At 59.2% G+C, this 15581-nt stretch carries 14 protein-coding genes; 9 read left to right on the top strand and 5 right to left on the bottom strand.

Annotated features, from left to right (window positions below):
• Positions 1-28 precede the first annotated feature (28 nt).
• Both tdh and kbl read right to left on the bottom strand, forming a co-directional pair.
• A complete protein-coding gene (gene tdh / locus ACJ8J5_RS23320) occupies positions 29-1054 on the bottom strand; it encodes an L-threonine 3-dehydrogenase (protein ID WP_060435273.1) in 1026 nt (341 codons plus the stop codon).
• A 9-nt stretch (positions 1055-1063) separates the two neighbouring features.
• Positions 1064-2260 carry a glycine C-acetyltransferase gene (kbl, locus tag ACJ8J5_RS23315; RefSeq protein WP_004931154.1) on the bottom strand — a complete coding sequence of 399 codons (1197 nt, stop codon included), beginning with the start codon at positions 2258-2260 and terminating at the stop codon, positions 1064-1066.
• Positions 2261-2499: 239 nt separating this feature from the next.
• Here kbl and rfaD point away from each other — a divergent pair, with 239 nt between their 5' ends.
• Genes rfaD through ACJ8J5_RS23285 form a run of 6 tightly spaced genes read left to right on the top strand, consistent with a single transcriptional unit; the run spans position 2500 to position 8873 of the window.
• On the top strand, positions 2500-3429 hold the full coding sequence (gene rfaD, locus ACJ8J5_RS23310) for an ADP-glyceromanno-heptose 6-epimerase (protein WP_089196359.1): 930 nt from the start codon (positions 2500-2502) through the stop codon (positions 3427-3429).
• 22 nt (positions 3430-3451) lie between these two features.
• Positions 3452-4498, top strand: coding sequence for an ADP-heptose--LPS heptosyltransferase RfaF (gene rfaF, locus ACJ8J5_RS23305; RefSeq protein ID WP_060448505.1), 1047 nt, complete (start codon positions 3452-3454; stop codon positions 4496-4498).
• A 2-nt stretch (positions 4499-4500) separates the two neighbouring features.
• Positions 4501-5466 carry a lipopolysaccharide heptosyltransferase RfaC gene (gene rfaC, locus ACJ8J5_RS23300; protein WP_025304685.1) on the top strand — a complete coding sequence of 322 codons (966 nt, stop codon included), beginning with the start codon at positions 4501-4503 and terminating at the stop codon, positions 5464-5466.
• Positions 5463-6629, top strand: a complete 1167-nt coding sequence (locus ACJ8J5_RS23295; RefSeq protein ID WP_197813121.1) for a glycosyltransferase — start codon at positions 5463-5465, stop codon at positions 6627-6629. The genes rfaC and ACJ8J5_RS23295 overlap by 4 nt, the downstream gene beginning before the upstream one ends.
• Before the next feature lie 28 nt (positions 6630-6657).
• The gene (locus ACJ8J5_RS23290; RefSeq protein WP_043141024.1) at positions 6658-7899 is read left to right on the top strand and encodes an O-antigen ligase family protein; all 1242 of its coding nucleotides are present in this window, start codon (positions 6658-6660) and stop codon (positions 7897-7899) included.
• Positions 7896-8873 (top strand): glycosyltransferase, encoded by a 978-nt coding sequence (locus tag ACJ8J5_RS23285; protein ID WP_414105094.1) that lies wholly within the window; start codon positions 7896-7898, stop codon positions 8871-8873. Before ACJ8J5_RS23290 ends, ACJ8J5_RS23285 begins: the two co-directional genes overlap by 4 nt.
• Positions 8874-8909: 36 nt before the next feature.
• On the opposite strand, the gene ACJ8J5_RS23280 is transcribed toward ACJ8J5_RS23285, so the two are convergent.
• Together ACJ8J5_RS23280 and ACJ8J5_RS23275 are read right to left on the bottom strand one after the other, a co-directional pair.
• A complete protein-coding gene (locus tag ACJ8J5_RS23280; protein ID WP_414105095.1) occupies positions 8910-10004 on the bottom strand; it encodes a glycosyltransferase family 9 protein in 1095 nt (364 codons plus the stop codon).
• 8 nt (positions 10005-10012) lie between these two features.
• Complete coding sequence (locus tag ACJ8J5_RS23275; RefSeq protein WP_025304690.1) at positions 10013-10969, bottom strand: polysaccharide deacetylase family protein; 957 nt, start codon at positions 10967-10969, stop codon at positions 10013-10015.
• A 210-nt stretch (positions 10970-11179) separates the two neighbouring features.
• On the opposite strand from ACJ8J5_RS23275, the gene rfaQ reads away from it, so the two are divergent.
• From rfaQ to ACJ8J5_RS23260, 3 genes are read left to right on the top strand one after another with little or no spacing between them, the layout of a single operon-like run.
• Positions 11180-12262, top strand: coding sequence for a putative lipopolysaccharide heptosyltransferase III (rfaQ, locus tag ACJ8J5_RS23270; RefSeq protein ID WP_043141032.1), 1083 nt, complete (start codon positions 11180-11182; stop codon positions 12260-12262).
• Complete coding sequence (locus ACJ8J5_RS23265) at positions 12259-13386, top strand: glycosyltransferase family 4 protein (RefSeq protein ID WP_025304692.1); 1128 nt, start codon at positions 12259-12261, stop codon at positions 13384-13386. Before rfaQ ends, ACJ8J5_RS23265 begins: the two co-directional genes overlap by 4 nt.
• 2 nt (positions 13387-13388) lie before the next feature.
• The gene (locus ACJ8J5_RS23260; protein ID WP_099817565.1) at positions 13389-14489 is read left to right on the top strand and encodes a glycosyltransferase; all 1101 of its coding nucleotides are present in this window, start codon (positions 13389-13391) and stop codon (positions 14487-14489) included.
• Positions 14490-14533: 44 nt separating this feature from the next.
• Here ACJ8J5_RS23260 and ACJ8J5_RS23255 read toward each other — a convergent pair whose 3' ends face one another.
• Positions 14534-15547: a glycosyltransferase family 9 protein gene (locus ACJ8J5_RS23255; protein ID WP_414105096.1), complete on the bottom strand. Its 1014-nt coding sequence runs from the start codon at positions 15545-15547 to the stop codon at positions 14534-14536.
• Between the last annotated feature and the right edge of the window lie 34 nt (positions 15548-15581).

The raw sequence follows: 15581 nt of genomic DNA, 5'->3' as shown, positions 1-15581 counted from the left end.
ATTCCGGCCTTTTTCACGTCTGCCGAGATTAATCCCAGCTCAGCACCACTTTACCCGACTTGCCGGAGCGCATGGCGTCGAAGCCCTGCTGGAACTCGTCGATCGAGAAACGGTGGGTGATGATCGGGGTCAAATCCAGGCCGGACTGGATCAGCGCCGCCATCTTGTACCAGGTTTCGAACATTTCGCGGCCGTAAATCCCTTTGATAAACAGCCCCTTGAAGATGACCTGGTTCCAGTCGATCGACATATCCGAAGGCGGAATGCCCAGCATGGCGATGCGTCCGCCGTGGTTCATGGCATTGAGCAGCGTGCGGAACGCCGGCGGCGCGCCGGACATTTCCAGACCGACGTCGAATCCTTCGGTCATACCCAGCTCGGCCATCACGTCGTTGAGGTTTTCCTTACTGACGTTCACCGCGCGGGTCACGCCCATCTTGCGCGCCAGTTCCAGACGGTATTCGTTAACGTCGGTGATCACCACATGGCGGGCGCCGACGTGTTTGCACACCGCCGCCGCCATGATGCCGATCGGGCCGGCGCCGGACACCAGCACGTCTTCCCCGACCAGATCGAACGACAGCGCAGTGTGTACCGCGTTACCGAACGGATCGAAGATCGAAGCCAGTTCGTCGGAGATGTTATCCGGGATCTTGAAGGCGTTGAACGCCGGGATCACCAGGTATTCCGCGAAGCTGCCCGGACGGTTCACGCCCACGCCGACGGTGTTGCGGCACAGGTGCGTGCGGCCGCCGCGGCAGTTGCGGCAGTGGCCGCAGGTGATGTGACCTTCACCGGACACGCGATCGCCGATGCTGAAGCCTTTGACTTCCTGACCGATCGCCACCACTTCGCCCACGTATTCATGGCCGACCACCATCGGAACCGGAATGGTTTTTTGCGACCATTCGTCCCAGTTGTAGATATGCACATCGGTGCCGCAGATCGCGGTTTTGCGGATTTTGATCATGATGTCGTTGTGGCCCAGCTCCGGCTGAGGCTCGTCGGTCATCCAAATCCCTTCTTCCGCTTTCAGTTTTGACAGTGCTTTCATGGTTTTACCTTATGCAATAACGCCAAGATCCTTACCGATACGTGTAAACGCCGCCACTGCGCGTTCGATTTGCTCCGGGGTGTGGTCGGCGGACATCTGGGTACGGATGCGCGCCTGGCCTTTCGGCACCACCGGATAGAAGAAACCGGTCACATAGATGCCTTCCTTGAGCAACGCATTGGCGAATTCCTGCGCCAGCTTCGCCTCACCCAGCATGACCGGGATGATGGCGTGATCGGCGCCGGCCAGGGTGAAGCCGGCGGCGGTCATTTTTTCGCGGAACAGACGCGCGTTGGCCCACAGGCGATCGCGCAGGGCGTCGCCCTCTTCCAGCAGTTCCAGCACTTTGATCGACGCGGCGACGATCGCCGGCGCCAGCGAGTTGGAGAACAGGTACGGACGCGAGCGCTGGCGCAGCCACTCCACCACTTCTTTCTTGGCGGCGGTGTAGCCGCCGGACGCGCCGCCCAGCGCTTTGCCTAACGTACCGGTAATGATATCGACGCGGCCCATCACTTCGCAGTATTCATGGGTGCCGCGCCCGTTGGCGCCGACAAAGCCCACCGCATGGGAGTCATCCACCATCACCAGCGCCTGATACTCGTCCGCCAGATCGCAAACCCCTTTCAGGTTGGCGATTACGCCGTCCATCGAGAATACGCCGTCGGTGGCGATCAGAATGTGCCGCGCGCCGTCGGCTTTGGCCTGTTTCAGCTGCGCGGCCAGCTCGGTCATGTCGTTATTGGCGTAGCGATAGCGCTTGGCCTTACACAGGCGCACGCCGTCGATGATCGACGCGTGGTTCAGCGCATCGGAGATAATCGCGTCTTCCGGGCCGAGCAGGGTTTCGAACAGCCCGCCGTTGGCGTCGAAGCAAGAGGAGTACAGGATCGCGTCTTCCATGCCCAAAAAGGCCGCCAGTTTCTGTTCCAGCTGCTTGTGGCTGTCCTGGGTGCCGCAGATGAAGCGCACCGACGCCATGCCGAAACCGTGGCTGTCCATCCCCGACTTGGCGGCGGCGATGAGCGCCGGATGGTTGGCCAGGCCCAGGTAGTTATTGGCGCAGAAGTTGATCACATGGCTGCCGTCGGCAACGGCGATATCCGCCTGCTGCGCGGAGGTGATGATGCGTTCTTCCTTGAACAGCCCTTCACTGCGAGTGGCGGCAAGCTGTTGTTCCAACTGCTGATAAAAAGACGCTGACATTCGGTTATCTCCAGGATTGGGCTATTTACGGCATATTTTACTGATTTGTAACCAAACTGACGAGAATGCGCGGGAGAGAATATTAAAATTGCAGCAGATATCACGGCAAAAAGCGGACTTCAATGGCAATGCGGGATATTCGGAGCCCTTCCGCTGTTTGCCGCGGCATGAAATGCTATGATAACCGCCATTGAGCGTGGGGCATTGTGCCCCGCCAGCAGCTTAGCAGGGGTAACCCAATGATTATCGTCACAGGCGGCGCCGGCATGATCGGCAGCAACATCATTAAGGCACTGAACGACAAGGGATATCGCGATATCCTGGTGGTGGATAACCTGAAAGACGGCACCAAATTCGTCAACCTGGTCGATCTGGACATCGCCGACTATATCGATAAAGAAGACTTTATCGCCAGCATCGTGGCCGGCGACGATCTGGGCGAAATCGAAGCGGTGTTCCACGAAGGCGCCTGCTCCGCGACCACCGAGTGGGACGGCAAGTACATGATGGACAACAACTATCAGTACTCCAAAGATCTGCTGCACTACTGCCTGGATCGCGAAATCCCGTTCCTCTACGCCTCCTCCGCCGCCACTTACGGCGGCCGCGAAGAGTTTATCGAAGAGCGTCAGTATGAAGCGCCGCTCAACGTGTACGGCTACTCCAAATTCCTGTTCGATCAGTACGTGCGTGAGATCCTGCCGGAAGCGGACTCGCAGATCTGCGGCTTCCGCTACTTCAACGTTTACGGCCCGCGCGAAGGCCACAAAGGCAGTATGGCCAGCGTCGCCTTCCACCTGAACACCCAGATCAACCGCGGCGAAAACCCGAAACTGTTCGCCGGCAGCGAAAACTTCAAGCGTGACTTCATCTACGTCGGCGACGTGGCGGCGGTTAACCTGTGGTTCTGGGAAACCGGCAAATCCGGCATCTTCAACTGCGGCACCGGCCGGGCGGAAACCTTCCAGGCGGTGGCCGACGCGGTGGTGGACTTCCATCAGAAAGGCGCGGTGGAATACATCGAGTTCCCGGAAAAGCTGAAGGGCCGCTATCAGGCGTACACCCAGGCCGATCTGACCAAGCTGCGCGCCGCCGGCTACGACGCACCGTTCAAAACGGTCGCCGAAGGCGTGAAAGAGTATATGACCTGGTTGAACCGCACCGCATAAGCTGAAGGAATTAACGCTGGGTATGAAAATACTGGTTATCGGCCCTTCTTGGGTTGGCGACATGATGATGTCGCAAAGTCTCTATCGCACCCTGAAGGCCGAATACCCGTCGGCGGAGATCGATGTGATGGCACCGGCCTGGTGCCGTCCGCTGCTGGCGCGCATGCCGGAAGTCAATCAGGCGCTGGCGATGCCGCTGGGCCACGGCGCGCTGGGGCTCGGCGAACGCCGCCGCCTGGGGCGCGCCCTGCGCGCCAACCGTTACGATCGCGCTTACGTTCTGCCCAACTCGTTCAAATCCGCGCTGGTGCCTTTCTTCGCCGATATCCCGCAGCGCACCGGCTGGCGGGGCGAAATGCGCTACGGCCTGCTGAACGACGTCCGCGTGCTCGACAAGGCCGCTTTCCCGCTGATGGTGCAGCGCTATGTGGCGCTGGCCTATGACAAAGGCCGCGTTCAGCGCGCCGGCGATCTGCCGCAGCCGCTGCTGTGGCCGCAGCTGCGGGTGAGCGACGAAGAGATCGCCGAAACTACTTCGGCCTTCAACCTGACCGACAGCCGCCCGATCGTCGGCTTCTGCCCAGGCGCGGAGTTCGGCCCCGCCAAGCGCTGGCCGCACTATCACTACGCAGCGCTGGCTCAACGGCTGATCGAGAGCGGCTATCAAATCGCGCTGTTCGGTTCGGCAAAAGACCATGAGGCCGGCGAACAGATCCGCGCCGCGTTGCAGGAAGACGCGCGCGATTTCTGCCTTAACCTGGCCGGAAAAACCCAGCTGGAGCAGGCGGTGATCCTGATCGCGGCCTGCCGGGCGGTGGTCAGCAACGACTCCGGTTTAATGCACGTTGCCGCAGCGTTGAACAAACCGCTGATAGCCTTGTACGGCCCAAGCAGCCCCGACTTCACGCCGCCGCTCTCCGACAAGGCGCGGGTTATCCGCTTGATCAGCGGTTATCACAAGGTGCGTAAAGGCGATGCCGAGCAGGGATACCACCAAAGTTTGATCGATATTCAGCCGCAGCAAGTGTTGGATGCGCTGACGCCGTTACTTGTCGCCAGCGAGGAATAGTCATGCAGGTGTTAATCGTAAAAACGTCCTCGATGGGCGATGTGCTGCATACGCTGCCCGCCCTGACCGACGCGCTGCAGGCCATTCCCGATATCCGCTTCGACTGGGTGGTGGAAGAAGGTTTCAGCCAAATCCCCACCTGGCATCCGGCAGTGGATCGCGTGATCCCGGTGGCCATTCGCCGCTGGCGTAAAAATTGGTTCGGCAGCGACACCCGACAGCAGCGCTGCGACTTCAAGCGCGCGCTGCAAGAACGCCATTACGACGTGGTGATCGACGCGCAGGGCCTGATCAAAAGCGCCGCGCTGATCACCCGCGTCGCCAAAGGCAACAAACATGGCCCGGACTGCAAGAGCGCGCGCGAGCCGTTCGCCAGCTGGTTCTACAACGTGCGTCATGAGATAGACAAACAGCAGCACGCGGTGGAACGCACGCGCGAGCTGTTCGCCAAAAGCCTCGGCTACGATAAACCGGGCAGCTACGGCGATTACGCCATCGCCGCGCGTTTTCTCAGCCAGCCGCCGGTCGATGCCGGTCAATATCTGGTGTTTCTGCACGCGACAACCCGTGACGATAAGCATTGGCCGGAGCAGAACTGGCGCGAGCTGATCGCGCTGACGGCCGACAGCGGGCTGAAGATCAAACTGCCGTGGGGCGCAGAGCATGAACATCAGCGCGCGCTACGCTTGGCGGAAGGTTTTCCACATGTCGAAGTGCTGCCGAAGCTCAGCCTGCAGCAGGTGGCCGACGTGCTGGCCGGCGCCAAGGGCGTGGTCTCGGTCGACACCGGACTCAGTCATCTGACCGCCGCGCTCGACAAACCGAATATCACGCTGTTCGGGCCAACCGATCCCGGCCTGATCGGCGGCTACGGGCAAAATCAGCACTCGCTGATTTCGCCGGAAAAAAGCATGGCGACAATTGACGCCGATACGGCATGGCAGGCGTTGCAAAAGGTTATAGCATGAAAAAACTGCACATTATCAACCTGGGTAAAATGGGCGGCGTCGAGCGCCTGTTCCTGCAGTACATCAACGATACCACCGACGGCAGCAACCAGGTCCTGTGCATCAGCGGCGACATTGGCGAAGAGATCCGCCGCCAGTTGCCTGCGCATCAGCCCGTCACCTTCGCCAACCGCCTGATCAATGCGCTGCCGCTGCGCTGCCCGCAGTTCCTGCGCAAATTTTTGCTGAAGTGGAAAATCGAGCGGGCCAACGCCGACGTGGTGATCGTCTGGGACCTGGTGCCGGGGCTGGCGGCCAAACCCAAGCGCGGCAAGCTGGTTTACTACGATCACGGCTGCTCCTGGCGTTACCCCAAGAATAAAAAGACGCTGCGTTTCTTCGCCATGCTGGACGGCGTCATTTCTGCCTCACACGCGTCGAAGCGAGTGATGGAGCTGCGCTTTAATCTGCCTTGCCCCAATCACGTGGTGATCAACCGCATCAAGACGCCGGCAGGGATCGACGCTGCGCCGAAAACGCTGTCGCAGCCGGTCCGGATCGGCACGGCCTCACGCCTGGTCAGCCTGAAAGGCATCAGCGTTTCCTTATTGATGATGCAGGAGCTGCTGCGGCGCGGGCATGACGTCACGCTGGAAGTGGCCGGCAAAGGGCCGGATCGCGCGGCGTTCGAGGCGCTGGCGGATCGGCTTCAGCTCGGCGACCGCATCACTTTCAGCGGTTATCAGGATGACGTCGCCGGTTTCTTCAATCGCACGCACATCTACATGAGCACGCCGATTACCGAGCCGTTCGGCTTGTCCTGCATGGAATCGCTCTATTTCGGCGTGCCGGTCATCTTCCCGCAGGTCGACGGCCAGCCGGAAGCGGTGAAAGACGGGGTCTGCGGCATTGGCCTGACGCCGTCGGTCACCATCGAACAGCACCGGCAGCTCACCGATATCGAGGTCGACTTCCCGCATGAGGTCTACGATCCGTTGACCGACAGCCTGGTAGCGCCCAAGCTGCTGTCGCATATCGACTGTGCGGATGCCGTTGAGAAATTGCTGGAGCGAGAAACCTACCAGACTCTGAGCCGAAATGCGCAGCGCTATCCTGCGGAGCATTTCAACTATGCTCAGTTCAAAGTTGAATTCGACGACACGCTGCGATCCTTTATCGCTTAATTGAAACGTGAGCCGGAAAACACGCCCGATGCTAAAATACAGAACGCCGCACCCTGCCTTCAGCTATCTGATCTATCTGGGGTGCGCCATCGCTTTTTGCACCATCCCTTTCGGTTCCGCGACCGGACGCAATCTGTTTTACGTTTCCAGCTACATCGCCTTTATCGCCGTTTGCCTGTATCCGCGCTACTACTTCAGCAACGTTAGAAATCTGCTGCTGCCCGCGTTGATGTTCAGCGTAGGTATGGGAACCATCCTCTGGATGCATCACTTCAAACAGCCGGGTGACTACATCAATATCTATCGCTCTTATATGTCGACCGGCAAACTGCAGCTCGCGACCGCTTTCATCTTGCTGATTGCGCTCAATGAGCGGTTGTGCGTGCAGCGCCTGTTGATCGTTGTGGCTCTCGTCACCGGTCTGGCGATCAACGGTTATTCCCTCTATCAAGGGCTGCGTCTGGATATCCCGCGCGTAGAGCTCAACTTCGATCGCGCCACGGTCGCCGCCTACCTGATGACCGCCATCGATCTGGTCATGATGCAAGCCATCCTGATGCTGCGCACCCGCTACCGTCTGGTGTTATACATTGCGGCATTCCTGCTGTCCTTCTCTGCGCTGGTGCTCACCGGCACCCGCGCGGCGATGCTGGTCTACCCGGTGGCGATTTGTCTGTCGCTGCTGGCCACCAAGCAACTGGTTTCCAGAAAACACAAGCTCGCGTTGATGGCCTCGGTACCGCTGCTGCTCGTAGCCTGCGGCCTGGTGTTTAAACCGCAGATAGAAGAACGCATTCAGGCCTTTGAGACCGATATGCGTCTGATGGATCAGCCACAGACTGAAAACTCGATCATTTCACGGCTGTCGATGCAAACGCTGGCATGGCGTACCGGCTCACAAGCCCCCTGGGGCCAATCCGCCGAACAGCGCGGCGAAGAGATCCGTGCGATGGTCGCACAGCAACCTCGCCTGTCTGGCGTTATGCCCTATATCAACGTCCACCTGCACAACGAGCTGCTGGAAACCTATTCGCTCAAGGGCGTCTGGGGCGTATTGCTGCTGCTGGCACTCTATGTCTGCCTGTTCTTCTCTTCGTTCCGGCCGCAGCGCAACGCGCTGTTGCTGAGCGTGAGCGCCAGCCTGTTCGTTTACGGGCTGAGCGACGTCATCTTCTTCAGCACGGAAGGCACCGCCATGTTCTGTCTGGCGCTGATCGCCGGAGTGCTCTCCGTGGCGAGACAGACTTCCACACAGGAGCAGGCCGCGTGAACATTCAGCCACCGCTGCTCAGCGTTATCGTGCCGTTTTATAATAACGAAGCGTTCATCATCGCTGCGCTGGATTCGTTATTTACGCAGATTTCTGATGATATTGAGGTGGTGATCATCGACGATGGCTCTACCGATGCGTCGGGGGCGCTGGTCAGCCGGTATCTGGCGCAGCGGCAGCATCCGCAGGTGGCTTTTATTTCTCAGGCCAACGGCGGTATTGCACACGCCCGCAATGTCGGCCTGCAGCAAGCCACCGGGCGCTACGTCACCTTTCTCGACGGCGACGATCTGCTAAGCGACGACTATCTGGCGATCCTGCATCCCCTGCTGATCGCCGGTGAGTATGACCTGATCGATTTTAATTATCAGAAGTTCACCGAACAACCGCCGAAATCCGAGAACCGCGCGACGCAGCCCGTAGCCTACGACTTTTCACAGTTGGGGCTGAGCTGCCTGCAACCGCTGTTCGCGCGCTCAATGTGGCATCTCTGGAGCCGGGTATATAAACGCACGCTGCTGGCAGGGGAAGCGTTCGAAGACGGCAGGCGCTATGAAGACGTGATTTTCACGCCTTTTCAGTATTTCAAAACTCGCCGCATCGCCCATCTTGAGTGCGAACTCTACTTCTATCGGGACAACAGCCAGGGCATCACTCGCAATATCAAACCCAAAGATATTGACGATCTGTTGTTCGCTATGGAGAAAATGCTGCGCTTTGTGGCGCAGCATTCTGGGGATGAGCCGCTGCGCCGGTTGGCCGCCCTGATGCTGGCCAACTGCTTTTCCGAGGTGAAAAGCATGTCGAAGGCGGTGTACGGCTATTACCATTACGCGCCGGCAACGCTGCATATCCTGCGCCGCGCCGCCGATATCTGCCGCAACAGCGACGTGCCAGGCAAAAAAGTCCGTCAGATGCGCTATGCGCGAGTGGATACCTTTCTTTCGAAGCTGCGCGGGCGCAGGCCGCGCTAACCGCATCGGCCTCGCGGCCGATGCGTCGCCGCACCTTTAGCGCGCTAAAGGCACGTGCGCGACCAGTTCGTCATAAATCCGCTGCGGTTGAATAACCCCCATCGGGCTTTCCGCCTCCAGCGGCATCGTATAGCCGGTACGCGACACCTGAATGATGCGGTGCAGTTCAGGATCCTGAATCGGCCCGGTGGAGCGTGAATCGGCGGTCACGAACAGGCTGATGGTTTTCACCTTCAACGCCACCGCCAGATGCAGCGGCCCGGTGTCGCCGGTGACAAGAACATGGAAACTGTCGAGCAACGTCAGCAAGCCTTGCAGCCCCGTTTTGCCGATCTGGTTATCCACGCAGGCCTGCGTTTGCGGGCCGATTAAGCTCATAAACTGTTTGGCCTTGCCGTCGTCAAAAGGCGCACCAATCAGCACGATGCGTACATTGGGGTGCTTCGCCACCAGCTCATCGGCCAGCCGCGCATAGTGTGAAACCGGCCAGCAACGCGACTCCGTAGATGCCCCCAATTGAAACCCGATGGTGGGGTGGTCGCTGCTTTTGACGCCGCGCTGATAATCCACGGGAATTTCCATCGTCGGATCGTCGCTGCGGCAACCTAAAATGGAAATCAGCTCCAGCTTGCGGTGCACGAAGTGGCCGTAATAATGGAAGACATAGTTGGTCAGCCAAGGCTCCAGCCCGCAAATGCCCGAGCTGTAGTTATCGCGGATAATGTACTTCGCCCCGGCCAGTACGGCGCTGATGATGTCATAAGGCAGATGGGAGTGCAGGATCAGCGCCAAATCCGGCTGATGTTCGCGCAGCGATTTCAGCAACGGGCGTATCGTCTTGATCTTGCTGTCCCAATACACCACGCGATCGTAATAGCGGCCGTTTTCCACCAGCTCGCGGTTTTTCTTGTGCACCACCAGCGTGATGTGCGCGTTGGGGTAGCGTTCCCGCATCGCCCTCAATGCCGGCGTGTTGAACATGAAGTCGCCCAACGCCGTGGTGGAATAGATGACGATATTGTCAAACTGCTGGGCGCCGTCGAACGTCGCCTTGTCCTGAAAACGGCCGTACTTCGCCGTATAGCGCCGCAAGAACCAGTCGGCAACCTTGATTTTCCATTTCTTCGACATGTGCGTGCTTAGTTCGCTTTAAGTTGATAATACTCGGCCAGCGTCATGCCCACCGTGCGCTGCTGCAGCCAGTCAAACAGCTGCTCCAGATCGCGGTACAGCACTTCGATATCCTGTTCAGTTTTGAACGTCGGGCTGCCGCCCGGCATAAACTCGGAGGAGTGCAGCATAAACTCGACGTAGTCATGCCCCTGCGCCAGCGACGTCTCGGCCACGCTGATCATCTTGGCCACGTTGCCGCCACTCGGCCGCAGCCAGTTGACGGACGGCGAACGGCGCTTGCCGCGCAGCCGATCATAGCCCTGCTTGAACGCATTCATCAGCGCCGAATGCTTGTACTGGATGCTCATCGGCACTTCCAGCAGCGCCGAAGCGCCCGGCTTGGCGATGTTCTGCGGATCGATGAAATAGGCCTGCGACGGGAACCGGCTGTAATCGGTACCGCCGTTGCCCTGCGGGTTACCCGGCGAAAACTGCCAGTTGACCCGCGGCGTCACAGAACAGTCCACCTGATAGCCGTATTCCAGCAGCAGTGAGGCATAGTATTCGTTGAACGCCCAACGGCCGGCGCGATGGCTAAGCATTTTGGTCTGGAAGGCATCTTCCAGCAGCTTGGTCATGTGATCGACCTTGGCGCGGATCTGATCGGCGGGATACTCGATCAAATAAGGCTTGTGGCGCCAGTCATCGTCGGTCAGCGGCGTCAACGGCGGGCTGTTCCAGGCGTGCAGGTGCATGCCGACCTCGCCGGCGTCGCGGGCGATCACGTCGCGCGCGAACTCGACGTAGGCCGGGTCCATCGCCATTTCATAGTTGGTGAGATAAACCGGCTTGAAGGCGTATTTCTCGCACAGCGCCTGAAAGCGCGGCAAGAAACGTGTGTTTTCGGTCGCGATGCGATCGTGGTTTTGCCACAGATTATCGCCTTCGGTATCAATGGTGATGAGAAACGCCGGTTTAGTCATGAATATCGAGCCTGATATCAACAGAATGCACTATGTTACGCAGGCCGTTTCGCCAGGGCAAACGACTTTGCTGCCTGGTTTGGACAACGTTGAAGCGCATTCGTCCCCGGCTCGGCGATTTTTTTGCGGCCCGGCAAGAAAACCGTGCAACAGTAGCCACATGCGATCGGGTCATTTAGAATCAAAGATTGGTTTCCCAGAAAGCGACTCATGATGAACGACGCGCCAGCACTAACTTCCGCCCCATCCGTACAGCGTATTTTGATCATAAAACTGCGCCATCACGGCGATATGCTGCTGGTCACGCCGGTCATCAGCAGCCTGCGGCAAAACTACCCGCAGGCGCAGATCGATGTGCTGCTGTATCAGGAAACGCAGGAGATGCTGGCCAGTAATCCGGAATTGTCGACGCTGTTCGCCATCGACCGCCAATGGAAGAAACAGGGCGTCCGCGCGCATCTGGGGCACGAGCTGGCGCTGCTGCGCCGCCTGAAGGCGCAGCGCTACGATCTGGTGGTCAATCTGGCCGATCAGTGGCGCAGCGCCATCATCACGCGCCTGACCGGCGCGCGCATCCGTTTGGGCTTCGATTTCCCCAAACGCCGCGGCTTCCTGTGGCGCCACTGTCACACGCAGCTGGTGCCGGTGGACAATCACGCCCACCTGCATACCGTCGAACAAAATCTCTCGTTGCTGGCGCCGCTGAACCTGCCCACGCTCAATGAGCATGTCACCATGAGTTACGATCCGCAGGATTGGCAGACCTGTGAGCAACGGTTGCAGAAACAGGGCGTCGCCGGCAGTTATATTGTGGTGCAGCCCACCTCGCGCTGGTTCTTCAAATGCTGGAGCGAAGAGAAAATGGCCGCCACCCTCACCGCCTTGCAGGCCGACGGACACCAGTTGGTGATCACCTCCGGCCCCGACGCCAGAGAACAAGCCATGGTAGAGCGCATTTTGGCGCTCTGCCCGCCGCAGGGCGTAATCTCGTTGGCCGGCCAGCTGACGCTGCGCCAACTGGCCGCCCTGATTGATCACGCCAAGCTGTTTATCGGCGTGGATTCAGTGCCGATGCACATGGCCGCCGCGCTGCAAACGCCGTGCGTGGCGCTGTTCGGCCCTTCCAAGCTGACTTTCTGGCGGCCGTGGCAGGCTACCGGCGCCGTGATCTGGGCCGGCGACTTCGGCGAACTGCCCGATCCGGACGCCATTGATACCGGCACCGACGAACGGTATCTCGACCTTATTCCTACAGACGCGGTGATTGCAGCCGCGCGGAGCACGCTGGCATGAAAGCATTTCGTTTGGCGATCGTTCGCCAAAAATACCGCCCGGACGGCGGAGCCGAACGTTTCGTTTCCCGCGCCCTGGAAGCGCTGGAACAACAGGATCTCGATCTGAACGTCATCACCCGCGAATGGCAAGGTGACGCCAATCCCAACTGGCACATTCACCTGTGCAATCCGTTAAAGCTCGGCCGCATCAGCCGCGAACGGGGCTTCGCCGTGGCGGCCAGGGCGCTGTGGCAGAAAGAGCGCTTCGATCTGGTGCAAAGCCACGAACGCATTCCCGGCTGCGACATCTACCGCGCCGGCGACGGCGTACACCGCCGCTGGCTGCTGCAACGCGCGCGTCTGCTGCCGGAGTGGCGCCGCAAGTGGCTGTTCTCCAACCGCTATCACCGCTATGTGATGTGCGCCGAACGCGCCATGTACGCCGCGCCGGAGCTGAAAGCCGTCATCTGCAACGCCGAGATGATCAAGCAGGAAATCATCGCCGACTTTGGCGTGCCCGCCGACAAAATCACGGTGATCTATAACGCCATCGACAACCAAAAGTTCCCGCCCGCCGACGAGGCCCAGCGCCGGCGTCTGCGCGAGCAATATCAGATCCCGCAACAGGCGCACTGCCTGGTCTTCGTCGGCTCCGGTTTCGAGCGCAAAGGGCTGGCCGCCGCCATCCGCGCCGTGGCGGTGACCGACAGCCACCTCCTGGTGGTCGGCAAAGACAAGGCCGAAAAACGCTACCGGGCGCTGGCGCAGTCGCTAGGCTGCGGCGATCGCATTCACTTTATGGGCGTGCAGAAACAGACCTTGCCGTTCTATCAGGCCGCGGATGCGCTGCTGCTGCCGACGCTGTACGATCCGTTCCCGAATGTGATTCTGGAAGCCATGTCCTGCGGCCTGCCGGTTGTCACCAGCACCACCTGCGGCGGCGCCGAGTTTATCACCCCTGGCCAGAACGGCTTTGTGACGGACGCGCTCGACGTACCGGCCATCACGGAGGCCATTCGGGCGCTGCCGCGCCAGGCGCTGGGATCATCCATGGGCGAAGCGGCGAGATTGCGCATTATGACGGCCACGCCGGCGCATCTGTCCGAACAGCTCATTTCCCTCTATAACCGGTTACTGGATTAGCTATGCGTATTCTGATGATCATCGATGGCCTGCCGGGAGGCGGCGCGGAAAAAGTGGTGTTGACCCTGTGCCAGGGCATGCAGCAACAGGGGCATAAAGTTAGTCTGATCTCGCTGCGCGACGTCTGCAATTACCCTATCCCGCCGGGCATTGATTATCAGGTGGTGGCCGATCGCAGCCGTGCCCCCTGGCGCAAGCTGACCGAGCTCTCACGCCGCGCCGCCGCGCTGGATCGGGCAATAGCCGAACACGAGCGCCAACACGGCGCGTTCGATCTGGTGTTCTCGAATCTGCATAAAACCGATCGCATCGTCAGCCGCAGCAAGCGGTTGGCCGCGGATCGCCTGTGGTTCTGCATTCACGGCATTCTCTCCACTTCCTACCTCGGCCACCGCAAAGGCCTGGATCGCTGGCTCAAGCAACGTAAAATCGCCAACGTTTACCAGGGGAGAAATATCGTCGCCGTTTCACAGGCGGTCGGCGACGATCTGCAGCAGAAGTTGCCGATCCGCCCGCGCCGCCTGGCGGTCATCAACAATCCGTTCGATATCGACGCCATTCATCAACAGGCGGCGGCGCCTTGCGAACTGGCCGGCCAGGAGTATCTGGTGCACGTCGGCCGCTTTCACGCCACCAAGCGGCATGACCGCCTGCTGAAAGCCTATGCGCTCTCCGGCATTCAGGCGCCGCTGGCTTTGATCGGCACCGGGGATGACGCCCGCGTCGCCGAGGTCAAACGTCTGGCGGCAGACTTGGGCATCGCAGAGCGCGTGCTATTCCTCGGTTTCCAGGCCAATCCCTACCCATTTATTCGCCATGCCTCGCTGCTGGTGCTCAGCTCCGACAGTGAAGGGTTTGGCAACGTGCTGGTAGAATCGCTGTTGTGCGGCACGCCGGTGGTCAGCACCCGCTGTCCGGGCGGCCCTGCGGAAATTCTGGAAAAAGCCGGCATGGCTAACGCGTTGGCGGAATTAAACGAAGCGTCGCTGGCAGAAAAAATGGCGGAAATTTACGCCAATCCGCCACAGATAAATCAACAGCAATTGCTGAGCTATGGGCTGGACCCTATTTGCCGTCAATATATTGAGCTGAAAGAAAAATAATAAAAAAATAAATAAGGCAGGTGATACCTGCCTTATTTTCTTCGTTAGCTGAGTGCCTGCATTTTCTGCCAAACCTCATCGACAGAAACATCTTCACAGTGCCCCGATTCACTCTGCAAAATATGATGGCGGCCAGTCCATGGATGCCAGGACGTTTTATCGGTATCGCCAAAGAACACCACCATGTCCTTATTCAACGCGGCGGCAAGATGCATCTGCCCGCCGTCGCTGCACAGCACCCGGCCGCATAAATCAAACCCGCCCAACAGCTCGCGCACCGACGCCGTCGGATAAAGTGCGACGCGTTCGTTTTGGCACAGCGCCAGCAGCTGTTCGGCGCGCTGCCGATCGCCGATGTCGTCCGGCGCCAGCGTGCCCTGCGGCGACCAGAAGATCAGCACGCCGGTGTGGGGATCGGCGGTCAGACGGTTGATGATTTCGGCATAGCGTTCAACCGGCCAGCGTCTTTTCGGGCTGCGGCTGCTGATATGCACGGCGCATACCCGTTCGACCGACGGCAGACGTTCCTGCAGCCGCTGCACCGCCAATTGCCGCTCTTCCGGCGTCAGGAATACCCGCACCGGCGGGATCGGAATGGCTTGATCGGTGATCGCCGATAAATAGCTGTAGGTGTGTTCAACCTGATGGAGGCCGCGGAAATCGTCCTTGCGGAACGGGCGCTGAATCTCTTTCGTGCCCAGATCGGCACCGATGATATGGGTGGCGCCGGCCATTTTTGCTAAACGCAGGCTGTATTTGCAAGGCACCGGGTTGGCCAGAATGACCGCATCGAACTTTATTTTGCGCAGCTTCAGGAAGATCATCAGACGTTCGAAATAAACGCCCAACGTCGTTTCATTTTTCGCCTTGTGCTTGGCCTTTTTATAGACAAAGACTTTCTCGAGATGAGGGTTGTTTTTAACAACGTCCTGGCTGACTTTATTGATCAGCAGATAAACTTTTGCGTCTGGATAGGCAATTTTCACCCCTTCAATCAAGGGCGTAGTGCAAACAAGATCGCCGATGTTGTCGCGGCGAATAATTAAAATATTCTTCATTCCGAGCCTATCGGCGAAATCGCTCGCCGGTTGT

The organism is Serratia sp. CY43202 (genome assembly GCF_052168755.1).
Lineage (GTDB): Bacteria > Pseudomonadota > Gammaproteobacteria > Enterobacterales > Enterobacteriaceae > Serratia > Serratia bockelmannii.
Note: the sequence above shows the minus strand (reverse complement) of the source record. Positions and strands in the feature narration are given on the sequence as shown.

What these genes read in the sequence shown, in the direction of transcription:
- kbl (WP_004931154.1), bottom strand. Translation starts at nt 2,260, where the DNA reads ATGTCAGCGTCTTTTTATCAGCAGTTGGAACAACAGCTTGCCGCCACT.
- ACJ8J5_RS23295 (WP_197813121.1), top strand. Translation starts at nt 5,463, where the DNA reads ATGAAAAAACTGCACATTATCAACCTGGGTAAAATGGGCGGCGTCGAG.
- tdh (WP_060435273.1), bottom strand. Translation starts at nt 1,054, where the DNA reads ATGAAAGCACTGTCAAAACTGAAAGCGGAAGAAGGGATTTGGATGACC.
- ACJ8J5_RS23275 (WP_025304690.1), bottom strand. Translation starts at nt 10,969, where the DNA reads ATGACTAAACCGGCGTTTCTCATCACCATTGATACCGAAGGCGATAAT.
- rfaQ (WP_043141032.1), top strand. Translation starts at nt 11,180, where the DNA reads ATGATGAACGACGCGCCAGCACTAACTTCCGCCCCATCCGTACAGCGT.
- rfaF (WP_060448505.1), top strand. Translation starts at nt 3,452, where the DNA reads ATGAAAATACTGGTTATCGGCCCTTCTTGGGTTGGCGACATGATGATG.
- ACJ8J5_RS23290 (WP_043141024.1), top strand. Translation starts at nt 6,658, where the DNA reads ATGCTAAAATACAGAACGCCGCACCCTGCCTTCAGCTATCTGATCTAT.
- ACJ8J5_RS23280 (WP_414105095.1), bottom strand. Translation starts at nt 10,004, where the DNA reads ATGTCGAAGAAATGGAAAATCAAGGTTGCCGACTGGTTCTTGCGGCGC.
- ACJ8J5_RS23265 (WP_025304692.1), top strand. Translation starts at nt 12,259, where the DNA reads ATGAAAGCATTTCGTTTGGCGATCGTTCGCCAAAAATACCGCCCGGAC.
- rfaC (WP_025304685.1), top strand. Translation starts at nt 4,501, where the DNA reads ATGCAGGTGTTAATCGTAAAAACGTCCTCGATGGGCGATGTGCTGCAT.
- rfaD (WP_089196359.1), top strand. Translation starts at nt 2,500, where the DNA reads ATGATTATCGTCACAGGCGGCGCCGGCATGATCGGCAGCAACATCATT.
- ACJ8J5_RS23260 (WP_099817565.1), top strand. Translation starts at nt 13,389, where the DNA reads ATGCGTATTCTGATGATCATCGATGGCCTGCCGGGAGGCGGCGCGGAA.
- ACJ8J5_RS23255 (WP_414105096.1), bottom strand. Translation starts at nt 15,547, where the DNA reads ATGAAGAATATTTTAATTATTCGCCGCGACAACATCGGCGATCTTGTT.